The sequence below is a fragment of the Bradyrhizobium sp. USDA 4516 genome, assembly GCF_054055915.1.
Genome location: NZ_JBSRXT010000001.1, coordinates 632,460 through 646,719, shown reverse-complemented (window position 1 = coordinate 646,719; position 14,260 = coordinate 632,460). Strand labels below are relative to the sequence as shown.

Below are 14,260 nucleotides of genomic sequence, written 5' to 3'. Positions count from 1 at the left end.
CGCTGTCGCGCGCCGGGGCGGCGTTGCCGTCGGACCACGCGGCGGTGCGGTAGCTTACCGGAGCCGGACGGTGGTGGGGCCGGGCGTTCGCCCCGGCTGGCACGGCGGCGGCACGCGCTGGGTCGGACCGCGGCCGGGAGGTTGGGCGCGGCCCGGCTGGTACGGCTGGCCGGTCGGGGGCGCGGTCGCGGCCGGCGCAGCGATCGGGTTCGTCAGCGCGGCGAGCGCAGCCGCCTGGGCGGGACCGGCACCGGCAGCGGGCATGTGCTGGTACTACACCGACCCGTCTCGAACACAGGGCTTCTGGGACTACTGCTCGCGGTAATGCCCAAAGAGGTGCATCGCCATGTCCCGGGTAGAGATCGCCTCCGCTGAACGAGAGCGTGACGACCGCGTCCAGACCGACGACATGGTCTGGATTCCCGGCGGCACGTTCCGCATGGGCTCCGACCATCACTATCCCGAGGAGGCGCCGGCGCATCGCGCCTCGGTCGACGGCTTCTGGATCGACCGCACCCCGGTGACCAACGCTCAATTCCGCGAATTCGTGCGGGAGACCGGGCACATCACGGTCGCCGAGCGACCGCCGGATCCTGCGCAATATCCGGGTGCGCTGCCGCATATGCTCTACGCCGGCTCGCTGGTGTTTCAGCCGCCGCGCCGCGTCACCACCCTGCGCGACTGGAGCCAATGGTGGACCTTGATGAAGGGCGCGAACTGGCGCCGCCCCTACGGCCCGCGCAGCAACATCAACGTGCTCGGCAGCCATCCGGTGGTCCACGTCGCCTATGCCGATGCGCTCGCCTACGCCAAATGGGCCGGCAAGGAGCTTCCGACCGAAGCCGAGTGGGAGTTCGCGGCGCGCGGCGGGCTCGAGGCCGAGGAGTTCGCCTGGGGCAACGCCTTGACGCCCGGCGGCAAGCACATGGCCAATACCTGGCAGGGCAATTTCCCGATTCAGAACCTCTGCGAGGACGGCTTCGACCGGACCTCGCCGGTGACCGCGTTTCCGCCCAATGGCTACGGCGTCCACGACATGATCGGCAATGTCTGGGAGTGGACCGCCGACTGGTGGTCCGCCCGTCATGAGGCCGACGCCGCGAAGCCCTGCTGCATCCCGCAGAATCCGCGCGGCGGCCGCGAGGAGGCGAGCTACGACCCCGCCCAGCCCGCGATCAAGATCCCGCGCAAGGTTCTCAAGGGCGGCTCGCATCTGTGCGCACCGAATTACTGTCGCCGGTATCGCCCTGCCGCCCGCCATGCCGAGCCGGTCGACACCTCGACCAGCCATGTCGGCTTTCGCTGCGTGGTGCGCCGACCCGATTCTCAATCGTCACAAAAACCGTTCGACCAGCAAGGAGCGTAAGAATGAGCGATGAGAGCAATATCGTTGCCAGGCAGTCCGGTAGTCGCGGAGGGCTGCTTCGTGGCTTGTTCGCGGCGGCGTTGGTCGCGACAAGCTTGGCGCCATTTGCCGGGTCTCCCGCGTCAGCGCAGCAGCCGAACGCGGCCAAGCCGAATATTCTCGTGATCTTCGGCGACGATGTCGGCCAGTCCAACATCAGCGCCTATACCCGCGGGCTGGTCGGTTACAAAACACCGAACATTGACCGCATTGCCAATGAAGGCATGATCTTCACCGACTATTATGCCGAGAATAGCTGCACCGCCGGCCGCTCCACCTTCATCACCGGACAGGTCTGCCTGCGGACCGGCCTCTGCAAAGTCGGTATTCCGGGAGCACCGGTCGGCTTGCAGAAGGGCGACATAACTATCGCGCAGGCCCTGAAGCCTCTCGGCTACGCCACAGGTCAGTTCGGCAAGAACCATCTCGGCGATCGTGATGAATACCTGCCGACCAATCACGGCTTCGATGAGTTTTTCGGCAATCTTTATCATCTTAACGCCGAAGAAGAGCCCGAGCGGCCATACTGGCCGAAGGACGACGCAGCTTTCGTCAAAGCCTATTCGCCGCGTGGCGTCCTCAAAGCTTCCGCCGACGGCAAGATCGAGGATACCGGCCCGCTTACCAGGAAGCGGATGGAGACAGTCGATGACGAGACTACAGGTGCTGCGATCGATTTCGTCACGCGACAGGCAAAGGCCAACAGGCCGTTCTTTACCTGGATGAACTTCACTCGCATGCACATCTTTACCCACGTTCGTGCCTCGATGCGCGGGCAAAGCGGCATGCCGGGCAATGAATACGCTGACGGCATGGTCGAGATGGACATGAACGTCGGAAAGCTGCTCAAGACGCTCGATGACCTGAAGATCGCAGACAACACGATCGTCGTCTTCAGCACGGACAACGGCCCGAACGCGTTCACCTGGCCGGATGCAGCGACGACGCCCTTCCGGTCGGAGAAGGACACCAATTGGGAAGGCGCGTTCCGTGTGCCGGCGATGATCCGTTGGCCCGGCCACGTCAAGGCAGGCGAGGTTGCCAACGGAATCGTGTCAGGTCTCGACTGGTTCCCGACGCTCCTTGCCGCCGCCGGCGATCCCGGGGTGAAGGATCGCCTGCTCACCGGCTGGCAGCCGCAAGGCGGCTCGACCACCTTCCGCAATCACCTCGACGGGTTCAACCAGCTCGACTACATCACGGGCAAGGCCGACAAGAGCGCACGCAACGAGTTCTACTACTTCAACGACGACGGTGATCTCGTTGCGATGCGAAACGGCGATTGGAAACATACCTTTGAACGGCAGGATCAGCCCGGCCAGTTCGACGTCTGGGCCCACCCGTTCACGCCTTTGCGCGTGCCAAAGATATTCAATCTGCGCATGGATCCGTACGAACACGCGGAGATATCGGGCAGCATGTACGATCAATGGCGGGTAGAGAACGCGTACATGATCGCTCAGGCACAAATCAAGGCGGCAGCGTTCCTGCAGACCCTTGTTGAATATCCGCCAAGCCAGCGGATTGCGAGCTTCAGCATCGACCAGATTCGTCGTGCGGTCGACAAGAAGGTCGATGAATCGTTCAAGAAGCGTGGTCTCGAATAGTCGCGAGGCCCTGCGAGACAGGCCAGTGGTATCGGCCTGTCTCGCACTGTATCCAAGGGGACTAGCGGATGGATGCTCGATCGAGCATAGGGTCTGCATCGACCGCGACCCGAGCACACCGAAAGAATCTGGACGCCGGCGCGAGCCGGAGGCTTGTCGCAGCGGCGCTGGCGTTCGTCTCGGGTGCCGCCGGCCTGATCTACCAGGTGATCTGGATCAAGCAGCTCTCGCTCGTGGTCGGCGCTGATGTCTACGCCATCACGACCGCCGTGAGCGCCTTCTTTACCGGCCTGGCGTTGGGCGGCCTGATCTTTGGTGGAAGGGCCGACCGCGCCAGCCAGCCGGCGAAACTCTACATCGCGATCGAGATCGGCATCGGCATAACCGGCGTCGCCACCACCTTGATCCTGGCGAATATCGCGCCGGTCTTCGTGGCGATCGAGAGCGCGAGCGGCCTGCTCGCATGGGCCATGGTGTTCGTTCTGGTCGGCATCGCCCCGCTTCTGATGGGTGGAACGCTGCCGGTCCTTGTGCGCGCGGTGCTGCAGAATTCCGGCGATGCCGGCCGCGTCGGTGGCCGGCTATACGCCGCCAACACCGCCGGCGCGATTCTTGGCGCTCTGCTGCCGATGTTTGTCCTCATTCCGCTGTTCGGGGTGCAAGGGACCTCGATCGCGGCGGCGACCCTCAATGTCCTCGCGGCGGCGGGGGCAACGGTGCTCGGCCGGATTCGCCTAGTTCCGGCGAGGATCAGGTCCGCCAGAGGCGCGGCGGCGCATCAACCGCGCCGGGTCGGCTTGGCCGTTGCCCTCTATGCTGCCGCCGGCGCAATTGCCCTCGGCTATGAGGTTGTCTGGTCCCAGTCCATCGTTCAGTTCATGAGTACGCGCAGTTTCGCGTTTTCCGTGGTGCTTGCCACGTACCTCGCGGGACTTGCGGCGGGCGCCGCGATCGTTGCGCGGGCAATCGACCGGATCCGCGATCCCTGGAGTGTCTTTGGCCTTCTGATCGCCGCTGCCGGTTTGCTGGCCTTGATCGAGATCGCGGCACTTGGCCATTGGCTCGTGGTCGCGCAGACGGCGACCGAGGCGTTCGTGCTCCGCCTTACCGAAAGCCAGTTCGCCGGCATGTGCGCCCGCTTCGCGGTGGCCGCGTTCTGCATCGTATTCGTGCCGACCTTGCTGCTCGGGGCGGCCTTTCCAGTGGCGCTGCGTCTGGTGGTGCGGGATGCGCATATCGGGCAGGACGTTGGCGCGGTCGTGGCGGTCAATACGCTGGGCGGTGTGGGCGGCGCGCTTCTCACCGGCTTCGTGCTTCTCCCCTGGCTCGGGCTTGTCCACACACTTGCATTGCTCGCAATCGGTGCCGGCCTGCTGGGTGTCTTGGCCTGCTGGGGCGGTCGCTCGAGCCGCACCGGTGTTGGACTGGCATTCGCGGTCGGCGCAGCCTGCATCGTCGCTGCGGTCGCCACGCCGTCCGACCGATTTGCCCAATTGCTGCCGGCAGCGCGGTCGGGAAAAATCATGTTCTATGAAGAGAGCCCGGGTGGGACCGTTGCGGTGGTCAACACCGGCCGCTTCCGCCGGCTCTATATCCAGGGCGTATCCAATTCCGGCGACGCGATGCCGTCGCTGCGCTACATGCGGCTGCAAGCGCTCCTGCCTCTCATCATTCACAATGGCGAGCCGAAATCAGCCCTGGTGATCGGCTACGGTACGGGCATCACGGCCGGCGCTCTCTCGCAATTCCCTGCTCTCGACAGGAGGGTGGTGGGTGAGCTGCTCCCGGCGGTCCTTCGTGCGGCTCCGATATTCGACGGCACCTTCAACGCCGCGTCCGACCCGGGATTGGAGAAGCGCTTGGGCGACGGCCGTCGCCTCCTGCAGCGCGAGAGCCAGACCTACGACCTGATCACGCTGGAGCCACCGCCGCCATCGGCGGTGGGCGTCGTCAATCTCTATTCTCGCGATTTTTATCGTCTGGCTTCGTCGCGACTGAACGACGACGGGATTGTCGCGCAGTGGTTGCCGCTGCCAACGCAGAACGACGAGGACACGCGCGCACTGGTTCGCAGCTTCATCGATGTGTTTCCGTACGCGTCTCTGTGGACATCGGAGCTGCATGAAATGTTGCTTGTCGGGTCGCGTCGTCCGATTCAGTTGGATGCGGAGCGCATCAGCGCGAGATTCAATCAGCCCGAGACGTCTGCGGCGCTTTCCGCGGTCGGCGTCAACTCGGTCGCGGCGCTGATCGCAACCTGGATCACCGACCGCGACGGGCTCGTGCGCTACGCGGCGGACGCGCCGGCGGTGACGGACGACAGGCCGCGGATCGAATACGCGACATGGGTTCGTCCGGACGAGTTCAGCCGGACGATTTCGCACATCTGGCAGTACCGTAGCGAACCGCCGCTCAAGGGAGCGGACGAGCAATTCACCGCCTCGCTGCTGAGCGAAAGGCGAGATCTTGATGCGTTCTATCGTGCCGGCCTCAGCGCCTATGCGGGCAACAGGCAGGCTTACGCGCGCGAGATGGCGAGCCTGAGCCAAGCGGCGAGGCGAAACCCCTATTACCGGTGGTTTACGGGGTCCAAGGAGCCGTAGTGCAATGTCAGACCATGCCGCAACACAGTTAGCGGCCGCCCCGGCGCGGCGAACCGCCAAGGACTCCGCGGCCCGCGACGCCGTGCTCGATCTCAAGACGCGCATCGGCAGATCGGTGCTTGGGCAGGATCATCTGGTCGAGAGCATGCTGATCGGGTTGCTGGCCAACGGCAACCTCCTGATCGAAAGCCTGCCGGGTCTTGCCAAGACGCGGGCGGTGAAGACGCTGGCGAAGAATCTTGCCGCGGATCTGTCGCGCGTGCAGTTCACGCCGGACCTGCTGCCGTCGGACGTGACCGGCGCCGAAATGTACCTGCAGACCGAGAAGGGCGGCCAGTTCCAGTTCCAGAAGGGGCCGATCTTCGCCAACCTCGTGCTGGCGGACGAGATCAACCGCGCGCCGGCCAAGGTGCAGTCGGCGCTGCTGGAAGCGATGGAAGAACGTCAGGTCACCGTTGCCGGCAAGACCTACAAGATGCCAGACCTGTTCATGGTGCTCGCCACCGAGAATCCGATCGAGCAGGAGGGCACCTATCCGCTTCCCGAGGCGCAGCTCGACCGCTTCCTGATGCATGTCGTGATCACCTATCCCGACGAGGCGACCGAAGGCGAGATCATCAAGCTCAATCGCGCCGAGAATGCGCGGAAACCGGAAGCCGGAGCTGCCGAGCCGCCGCCGGTGCCGCAGCAGGCGATCCTCGATGCGCGCGGCGAGCTCGACGGCATTTTCGTCTCCGACCTCGCACAGAAATATATCGTCGACCTGATCTATGCGACGCGGTTTCCCGGCCGCTACGGCGAACCCCTGAGTAAATGGATCCAGATCGGCGCCAGCCCGCGCGGCAGCCTTGCCATCGACCGCTGCGCGCGGGCGCGCGCATGGCTCGACGGGCAGGATTTCGTCACGCCCGACCACATCCGCGCCGTCATCCACGACTGCCTGCGGCACCGGCTGATCCTGAGCTACGAGGCCGTATCGCAGGGCATCAGCCCCGACCAGGTGATCGACAAGATCACCGAGCTTGTCGCTGCAGCGTGAGGGCCATGATGACGGAGACATCAGCCAGAACGCCCGGTGTCTACGTCAGTCTCGACGACCTGATCGCGCTCGAATTCAGGGATCGCAGGGTTTCGTTCCTGCCGCGCCAGCCGGTGCATAGTCTGCTGTCGGGCCGGTTCGCCTCGCGCATGCGCGGCCGCGGGCTGAACTTCGAGGAGATCAGGGACTATCGCCCGGGTGACGATGTCCGCGAGATCGACTGGAAGGTCACGGCGCGGCTGCAGAAGCCGCATGTGCGCGTCTTCAACGAGGAGCGCGACCGTCAGGCCCTGCTCGTGGTCGATCAGCGGCTGTCGATGTTCTTCGGCAGCCGGCGCGCCATGAAGTCGGTCACCGCGGCCGAGACCGCCGCGATCGGCGCCTGGCGTGTGCTCGGCGTCGGCGACCGGATCGGCGCGATCGTGTTCAATGACAGCGATGTCGTCGAACTGGCGGCGCGGCGCAGTCGGGCGACGGTGTTGCAGATATTGTCCACCATCGTCGCGCAGAATCAGGCGCTCGGCGTCGGCCGCGGCATCGTCCCGGCGTCAGGTATGCTCAACCGGGCGCTCGAGCATGCCGAGCGGCGGACGATGCACGACGCCACGGTGATCCTGATCAGCGATTTCGATGGCGCCGATTCCGCGACGCGCCGGATGATCGGGGCGATCGCCCGGCATAACAACGTGGTCGCGGTGCTGGTCCACGATCCCTTGCAAAGCGATTTGCCGGCCTCGAGCCGGATGACCGTCACCGATGGCGAGCTGCAGATTCAGCTCGAAGTCGGCCGCGAGAGCGTCCGCAAAAGTATCGCGCAGGCGTCGCAGGAGCGGCTGCGCGGCGTATTCGCGTGGACGCGCGAGCTTGGCATTCCGGTGCTGCCGCTGAGCACAGCCGAGGAAACGGCGCCGCAAATCCGGCGTCTCCTGGGCGGGCTGCCGGCCCGGCACGGACGCGGTGGCGGTCACGCCCGAGCGGAGGCGGCTCTTGGCTGATCCCCAACCCGTCATTGTGGATCCCGTCGCGGGCCTGATCGATATCCCGCTGCCACCGTCGGTGAGCCTGCTTCCGGCGACATGGGCGTCGCGGATCGTGATCGTGCTGTTTGCCGCAGGGGTCGCCGTCGCGGCGTGGCGCCTGCTGCGGCGTTTCCGCGCCAACCGCTATCGGCGCGCGGCGCTCGCGGAGCTTGACCGGCTGCTGCAGACACAAGGCGGCGTCCCGGAGGGAATGGCCGCGAGCCTCGCGCTGCTGGTGCGGCAGACCGCGCTCGATGCCTTTCCGCGCGAAACCATCGCGCCACTTGCCGGCGCGGGCTGGCTTGCGTTCCTCGACCGCAGCTATGGCGGGGACGAATTCTCGCAAGGCGCCGGACGGCTGGTCGCGACCGCGCCGTACGGGCGGACGACGGCGGATGCCGGCGATCTGACGGCGCTGCAGGATCTGGTGCGGCGCTGGATCAGGGGGCACCATGTTTGAGTTCGCATGGCCCTGGATGCTCGCGCTCCTGCCGCTGCCGATCCTCGTGTGGTGGCTGTTGCCGCCGTATCGCGCGCGGCAGGCGTCCGTGATGGTGCCGTTCTTCGACCGCCTTGCGGCGGCAACCGGACAGACCCCGCAGCGCGGCGCCGTCGTGCTGCAACGGCGGCGCATCCAGATGGTGACGGCCGTATTGATCTGGGCGCTCGTCGTCGCGGCGCTGGCGCGGCCGCAATGGGTCGGTGATCCCGTCACGCGCGAGGTTTCGGCGCGCGATCTGATGCTCGCGATCGATATCTCCGGCTCGATGGACCAGCGCGACTTCCGCGGCAGCGATGGCGCGACGTTGACGCGGCTCGACGGCGTCAAGCGCGTGGTCGCGGATTTCATCGCGCATCGGCACGGCGACCGCGTCGCGCTGGTGCTGTTCGGCACCAGGCCCTATGTGCAAGTACCGTTCACGCAGGATCTGCAGACCGCGACCGCGCTGTTGGCGCAGACCGAGGTCGGCATGGCCGGACAGCAGACTGCGATCGGCGACACCATCGGGCTTGCGATCAAGACCTTCGAGGCCAGCAAGGCGCGCGAGAAGCTTCTCGTCCTGCTCACGGATGGCAACGACACGGCGAGCCGCGTCCCTCCGGAGCATGCCGCCGACATCGCGCACCAGAACGGCGTCGTGATCGACACGATCGGCGTCGGCGATCCGGCCGCGACCGGCGAGAACCGCGTCGATCTCGGCGTCCTGCGGTCGGTCGCCGCCACGACCGGCGGCCATTTCTACCGTGCCGAGGACGGTGCGCAGTTGCAGGCGATCTACGCGGACATCGACCGTCTCGCGCCGGCCAAGCTCGATACGCTGTCATGGCGGCCGAAGCAGCCGCTGTTCCAGTGGCCGCTCGGCGCCGCCGTGGTGCTGTCGCTGCTGCTGTGGCTCGGCCTGTCGCTGGAAAGCGGGCTGGGACGAAGGGGAGCGATCGGCCATGCATGACGCGGCCGCGATTCCCTTCCATCTGCTGCGGCCGCTGTGGCTGCTCGCGCTGATTCCCGTCGCTGCCGTCTTCGCATGGGTGCGGTGGCGGCAGAGCCCGCAGGCGCAATGGGGCGGGGTGATCGCGCCGCATCTGCTCAACCATCTCATCGTGCAGCCGGGGACGGGGCGTGGCGTCAGCCCGCTTTATCTGGTCGCCGCCGCGCTGTCGCTTGGCATCGTCGCGTTGTCGGGCCCGACCTGGCGGCGCGAGCTGCCGCCCTTCGTCGAGGACAAGGCGCCGCTGATGATCGCGCTGTCGCTCGACGCAACGATGGGGCAGAGCGACGTCGCGCCGACGCGGCTCGAACGCGCCAAGCAGAAGATCAGGGATCTGCTTGCGGCGCGCGCCGGCGCGCGCACGGGGCTGATCGCCTATGCGGGCACCGCGCATCTGGTGATGCCGCTGACCGACGATCGCGCCGTCATCGAACCCTTTCTCGCCGCGCTTGCCCCGGGCCTGATGCCGTCGCCCGGGAAGAACGCCGTCGCGGCGGTGGCGCTCGCCGCAGAAGCGCTCGCGACCGAAACCGTTCCCGGCACGATCCTGCTTGTCGCCGACGACGGTGGCGACGAGGAGGGAGCGGTTCGCCAGGCCGCCGGACGGAACGGCCTGGTCAAGCTGAGCGTCACGCCGAACAAGGGCGAAAGGTTCGGGCTCGGTTCGGACGTCGTCCAGGTCAGCATCGACGACGCCGACATCGCGGCGCTCGAGCGCCGGATCGAAACCCGCTATCAGGCCGCGCAGGGTGACGCGTTCGGTACGCAATGGCGCGATGAGGGCTTTTGGCTGCTGCTGCCGATTGCACTGCTCAGCCTGCTCTGGTTCCGGCGCGGCACCACGGTGGCCTGGGTTGTCGCCTTCGTCTGTCTGTCGCACGTGTCATCCGCGAGGGCGGAGGAGCCGCGCCGTTTTGCCGATCTGTGGCTGACGCCGGATCAGCAAGGACGCATCGCGTTCGATCGCGGTGACTATGCGACCGCGGCCAAGCGCTTCTCCGATCCGATGTGGCGCGGCATCGCCGCCTATCGTGCGTTCGACTTTCTGACGGCTGCGCAGGAATTCGCGCATGTCGAGACGCTCGAGGGACGCTTTGCGCTGGCTAACGCCCAGGCGCAGAACCACGCCTATGAGAAGGCGATCGCCGCCTATGACGAGGTTCTGAAGGTCGCGCCCGGCCATGTCGCCGCGAAGACCAACCGTGCCATCGTGGTGGCGGCGCTGAAGGCGAAAGAAGAGAAGCGGAAGAAGCAGGAGCAGGACGACAGCGCGCCGCCGGACGAGAAGGCCGACGAGATGCGGGTCGACCCGACCCAGAAGGGCGGCAAGCGGATCGAGGTGAAGCCGACGGATCTCACCACGGCCGGCGCCGCCGAAGCCTGGATGCGTCAGGTCCAGACCACGCCGGCTGACTTCCTCAAGCTGAAATTTGCGATCCAGGACGCGACGCGGCCGGCGGGGACGAAGCCATGAGGCACCCGCTCGCCGCCGTAGCCCTGATGATCGGACTGCTGATGCCCTGCGCGGCGCTCGCCCAGCAAACCGCGCCGGAGCCGATCCTGCGGGTGACGATCGATCCGCCGCGCGTCGTGGTGGGGCAGGCGGCCACGCTGCGGATCGACGTGCTGGCGCCGAACTACATGACGGCGCCACCCGAGCTGCCCGACTTCCAGGTCCGCAATGCCGTGACCCGTCAGTTGCGGAGCATCAATGAAAACGAGCAGCGGGACGACCTCACCTATGCCGGCGTCCGGTTCGAATTCGCCATCCATCCGCAGGAGCCGGGCAGCTACGCGATCGCCGGCCAGGCGATCACCATCAAATACGCCGCCGAGCCGCCGGCGACGCGCGAGGCCACGCTCGCGCTGCCGCCGATCGCATTTGAGGCCTTCATCCCGGACGCGGCCTCCGCCCTGCAGCCGTTCCTGGCCGCGCGCAATCTGTCGATCGAGCAGACCGTCAACCGTTCGTCGGATCAGCTCAAGACCGGGGACGCCGTGACGCGGACCGTCACTGTCAAGGCCGAAGGCATTCCCGCGATGCTGCTGCCGCCGGTGAAGTTCACCGCGTTCGACGGACTCAAGCTCTATCCTGCGCAGCCGTCGCTCCAGGACAAGACCGACGGGCGCACCGATGTGCTGTCCTCGGCGCGCACCGACAGCGGCGTCTACATGCCCGAGAAGGCCGGCGACTATGTGCTGCCGCCGATCGACCTGCGCTGGTGGAACACCGGCGCGCAAAGCATCGATGTGGCGCATCTCGACCCGGTGACGCTGCACGTGGAGGCGAACCCCGCAGCCGGCGCTGCGTCCTCCGTCGGCACCTCCGGCCCGCGCCGGTCATGGGGCGCGCTGCGCGATGTCGTCGCCGACCACTGGCTGTCGATCGCGCTCGTGCTCCTGGCGCTTGCCGGGCTCGGCTGGCTGATGCCGCGGATGGTGCGGGCGATCGCGGCGCGTCTTCGCCGGCGTCGCGAGGCCTATCTCCGCTCGGAAGCGTTCGCCTTCAGCGAGCTGCGGCGCGCCGCGCGCCGTGGCGATGCCAAGGCGGTCTACTTCGCGCTGCTCGACTGGCTGCAGCGGTTCGAGCCGGTCGCGCCGCAGCATACGGTCGAGGCGTTCAAGGCCGTCGCCCATGATGCCGCGCTCGATGACGAGATCGGCGCGGTCGAGCGCGAGCTGTTCGCGCCGTCTGCCGGCGCGGCGCGCTGGTCACCGCACCGGCTGCTGCGCCACATCGGCGGTGCCCGGCGCAGCATACGACACGAGACGGCGCGCGCCGCAAGGCACAGGGCGCCGGGACAACTCAATCCGGTTGACGATCGTGTGCTGTCGCTCAACCGGCAGAGGAGGCCTGCGAGATGAGCCGCGATGTTGGTGCCTTTGCCGTCTCGAAGAGATTGCTGCTGATTGCGTTGATCGCCCTGCCGCTCAGCGCGCTGGCGCCGGCGTGCGCGCTGAGCCAGGTCGATCCCTTACCGTCCTGGAAAGACGGCGCGGCGAAATCGGCGATCGTCGATTTCGTCGCGCGCGTCACGACACAGGGCGGGCGAGACTTCGTGCCGCCGGCCGAGCGGATCGCGACGTTCGACAATGACGGCACGCTGTGGACCGAGCAGCCGTTCTACTTCCAGCTCGCCTTCGCGTTCGACCGCGTCAAGGCGATGGCGCCGGAGCATCCGGACTGGAAGACGCGGCAACCCTTCAAGGCGCTTATCGAGAAGGACACCAAGGCGCTGGCCGCGAGCGGCGAGAAGGGCCTCTTGCAGATCGTGATGGCGACGCATGCCGGCATGACCACCGATGCGTTCGCAAATCTGGTGCGCGACTGGCTCGCGACCGCCAGGCATCCGCGCTTCAACCGGCCGTATGACAGCCTGGTCTACCAGCCGATGCTGGAGCTACTGGCCTATCTCAGGGCCAACGGCTTCAAGACCTTTGTCGTCTCCGGCGGCGGGGTCGAATTCATGCGGCCGTGGATGGAGCGGGTCTACGGCATCCCGCCGGAGCAGGTGGTCGGCTCGTCCGGCGTGGTGAAATTCCAGATCGGCGCCGACGGTAAGCCGGTGCTGATGAAAGAAGCCAAGGTCGAGTTCATCGATGACGGCCCGGGCAAGCCGGTCGGCATCAACCGGTTCATCGGCCGCCGTCCGATCTTCGCGTTCGGCAACTCCGATGGCGATCTGCAGATGCTGCAATGGACCGTGGCGGGATCGGGCGCGCGCTTCGCCGGTATCGTGCATCATACGGATGCGGTTCGTGAATATGCCTACGACCGGCAGTCGAAGATCGGCAAGCTCGACAAGGCGCTGGATGCCGCCAGCGCGGGCGGCTGGACCGTGGTGGACATGAAGCAGGACTGGAAGGAGATCTTTCCGCCTCTAACCGGCGCCGCGACGGAGGCGAAGCCATGAGCGGCTACGACATCTTCGCCTGGATCGTGCTCGTCATCCTGGTCGCGAGCGCGATCGGCGTGTTCTGCATCGCCGGCTGGCTGCCCGGGCATATCGCCAAGTCCCGCAACCACCCCTATGCGCAAGCGGTGATGGTCGCCGGCTGGATCACCTTGATCTGCGGCTTTGCGCTGTGGCCGCTCGCGTTCATCTGGGCCTATGTCGATGTGCCGGCGCCCCGCCGGGCGGGAGATGCGTGATGGGCGTCGCGATCTTCAACGTCTATCTGGTGCTGCTGTTCTTCTTGGTGCATTTCAAGATCGTGCGCTTCAACCTGTTCTGGAAGGCGTCTCCCTTCATCGTGCTGGTGCTGCTGCTGTTCGGCCTGCTGGTGCCGATGGGCTGGGGCGCGCCGCAGGGCTCGGCGCTGGTCGTGCGCAACGCAGTGTCGATCGTGCCTGACGTCGCGGGCGAGGTGACCGAGGTGCCCGTCGTCGCCAACGTGCCGCTGAAGGCCGGCGACGTCCTCTTCAAGATCGACCCGACGCCCTATGACGCGCAGGTCAAGGCGATCACGGCGCAGCTGAAACTGTCGAAGACGCGGCTTGCGCAGATGACGACGCTTTACGAACGCGACGCCGGGCGCGGCTTCGACGTCGAGCAGCGGCAGTCCGAGGTCGATCAGCTCAGTGGCCAGCTCGAGGCCGCGCAGTGGAACAGCGACAAGACGGTGGTCCGCGCGCCGGCCGACGGCTACGTCACCAACCTCGCGCTGCGCAAGGGCGCTCGGGTCGCGAACCTGCCGCTGTCGCCGGTGATGGCGTTCATCGACACCTCGAACACCATCATCGGCGTCGAGATCAATCAGATCGATGCGCGCTACGTTGCGCCCGGGCAGGAGGTCGAGGTCACCTTCAAGTTTGCGCCCGGGCAGATCTACACGGGCAAGGTCGAAAGCGTGCTGCAGGCGATCGCGACCGGTCAGGCCACGACCTCGGGCACCGCCGTCCTCCCGAAGGCGATCGAGGCGGTGCCGTTCGTCGTGCGCGTCAAGCTCGATGATGCCGCGTTCGCCAACCGTCTGCCGGCCGGCTCGACCGGAACGGCGGCGATCTACACCGACCATCTGAAGCCGACCCACGTCGTGCGCCGCGTGATCCTGCGGCAGCTCGCGATCGTCAATTATGTGAATCCGTTTTGAGTG

Annotated in this window: 13 protein-coding genes; all 13 read left to right on the top strand. The window is 66.5% G+C overall.

Annotated features, from left to right (window positions below):
* Nucleotides 1–73 precede the first annotated feature (73 nt).
* The 13 genes from ACVI1L_RS02990 to ACVI1L_RS02930 all read left to right on the top strand — a co-directional run bounded on the left by ACVI1L_RS02990 (nt 74) and on the right by ACVI1L_RS02930 (nt 14,257).
* Complete coding sequence (locus ACVI1L_RS02990; RefSeq protein WP_244558638.1) at nt 74–325, top strand: hypothetical protein; 252 nt, start codon at nt 74–76, stop codon at nt 323–325.
* Between the two features lie 21 nt (nt 326–346).
* A complete protein-coding gene (locus tag ACVI1L_RS02985; RefSeq protein WP_057021061.1) occupies nt 347–1,366 on the top strand; it encodes a formylglycine-generating enzyme family protein in 1,020 nt (339 codons plus the stop codon).
* A gap of 2 nt (nt 1,367–1,368) precedes the next feature.
* Entirely contained in the window at nt 1,369–3,012 is a 1,644-nt protein-coding gene (locus tag ACVI1L_RS02980; RefSeq protein WP_141339640.1) for an arylsulfatase, read from the top strand.
* 68 nt (nt 3,013–3,080) lie between these two features.
* The gene (locus ACVI1L_RS02975) at nt 3,081–5,615 is read left to right on the top strand and encodes a fused MFS/spermidine synthase (protein ID WP_456782257.1); all 2,535 of its coding nucleotides are present in this window, start codon (nt 3,081–3,083) and stop codon (nt 5,613–5,615) included.
* Between the two features lie 4 nt (nt 5,616–5,619).
* A complete protein-coding gene (locus ACVI1L_RS02970) occupies nt 5,620–6,654 on the top strand; it encodes an AAA family ATPase (RefSeq protein ID WP_456782256.1) in 1,035 nt (344 codons plus the stop codon).
* Between the two features lie 8 nt (nt 6,655–6,662).
* Nucleotides 6,663–7,649: a DUF58 domain-containing protein gene (locus ACVI1L_RS02965; protein WP_310881887.1), complete on the top strand. Its 987-nt coding sequence runs from the start codon at nt 6,663–6,665 to the stop codon at nt 7,647–7,649.
* A complete protein-coding gene (locus ACVI1L_RS02960) occupies nt 7,642–8,133 on the top strand; it encodes a DUF4381 domain-containing protein (RefSeq protein ID WP_456782255.1) in 492 nt (163 codons plus the stop codon). Before ACVI1L_RS02965 ends, ACVI1L_RS02960 begins: the two co-directional genes overlap by 8 nt.
* The gene (locus tag ACVI1L_RS02955) at nt 8,126–9,124 is read left to right on the top strand and encodes a vWA domain-containing protein (protein ID WP_456782254.1); all 999 of its coding nucleotides are present in this window, start codon (nt 8,126–8,128) and stop codon (nt 9,122–9,124) included. The genes ACVI1L_RS02960 and ACVI1L_RS02955 overlap by 8 nt, the downstream gene beginning before the upstream one ends.
* Entirely contained in the window at nt 9,117–10,637 is a 1,521-nt protein-coding gene (locus ACVI1L_RS02950; protein WP_456782253.1) for a VWA domain-containing protein, read from the top strand. The genes ACVI1L_RS02955 and ACVI1L_RS02950 overlap by 8 nt, the downstream gene beginning before the upstream one ends.
* Nucleotides 10,634–12,028, top strand: a complete 1,395-nt coding sequence (locus tag ACVI1L_RS02945) for a BatD family protein (protein ID WP_456782252.1) — start codon at nt 10,634–10,636, stop codon at nt 12,026–12,028. The genes ACVI1L_RS02950 and ACVI1L_RS02945 overlap by 4 nt, the downstream gene beginning before the upstream one ends.
* Nucleotides 12,025–13,077 carry an HAD family hydrolase gene (locus ACVI1L_RS02940; protein ID WP_456782251.1) on the top strand — a complete coding sequence of 351 codons (1,053 nt, stop codon included), beginning with the start codon at nt 12,025–12,027 and terminating at the stop codon, nt 13,075–13,077. Before ACVI1L_RS02945 ends, ACVI1L_RS02940 begins: the two co-directional genes overlap by 4 nt.
* Nucleotides 13,074–13,316 carry a DUF3302 domain-containing protein gene (locus tag ACVI1L_RS02935; protein WP_229190491.1) on the top strand — a complete coding sequence of 81 codons (243 nt, stop codon included), beginning with the start codon at nt 13,074–13,076 and terminating at the stop codon, nt 13,314–13,316. Before ACVI1L_RS02940 ends, ACVI1L_RS02935 begins: the two co-directional genes overlap by 4 nt.
* Nucleotides 13,316–14,257, top strand: coding sequence for an HlyD family secretion protein (locus ACVI1L_RS02930; protein ID WP_456782250.1), 942 nt, complete (start codon nt 13,316–13,318; stop codon nt 14,255–14,257). Before ACVI1L_RS02935 ends, ACVI1L_RS02930 begins: the two co-directional genes overlap by 1 nt.
* The last annotated feature ends 3 nt before the right edge of the window (nt 14,258–14,260 follow it).

Bases quoted from the DNA above. Each gene is read 5' to 3' on its own strand.
- ACVI1L_RS02980 (WP_141339640.1), top strand. From the start codon at position 1,369: ATGAGCGATGAGAGCAATATCGTTGCCAGGCAGTCCGGTAGTCGCGGA.
- ACVI1L_RS02940 (WP_456782251.1), top strand. From the start codon at position 12,025: ATGAGCCGCGATGTTGGTGCCTTTGCCGTCTCGAAGAGATTGCTGCTG.
- ACVI1L_RS02985 (WP_057021061.1), top strand. From the start codon at position 347: ATGTCCCGGGTAGAGATCGCCTCCGCTGAACGAGAGCGTGACGACCGC.
- ACVI1L_RS02950 (WP_456782253.1), top strand. From the start codon at position 9,117: ATGCATGACGCGGCCGCGATTCCCTTCCATCTGCTGCGGCCGCTGTGG.
- ACVI1L_RS02965 (WP_310881887.1), top strand. From the start codon at position 6,663: ATGACGGAGACATCAGCCAGAACGCCCGGTGTCTACGTCAGTCTCGAC.
- ACVI1L_RS02975 (WP_456782257.1), top strand. From the start codon at position 3,081: ATGGATGCTCGATCGAGCATAGGGTCTGCATCGACCGCGACCCGAGCA.
- ACVI1L_RS02935 (WP_229190491.1), top strand. From the start codon at position 13,074: ATGAGCGGCTACGACATCTTCGCCTGGATCGTGCTCGTCATCCTGGTC.
- ACVI1L_RS02955 (WP_456782254.1), top strand. From the start codon at position 8,126: ATGTTTGAGTTCGCATGGCCCTGGATGCTCGCGCTCCTGCCGCTGCCG.
- ACVI1L_RS02930 (WP_456782250.1), top strand. From the start codon at position 13,316: ATGGGCGTCGCGATCTTCAACGTCTATCTGGTGCTGCTGTTCTTCTTG.
- ACVI1L_RS02945 (WP_456782252.1), top strand. From the start codon at position 10,634: ATGAGGCACCCGCTCGCCGCCGTAGCCCTGATGATCGGACTGCTGATG.
- ACVI1L_RS02970 (WP_456782256.1), top strand. From the start codon at position 5,620: ATGTCAGACCATGCCGCAACACAGTTAGCGGCCGCCCCGGCGCGGCGA.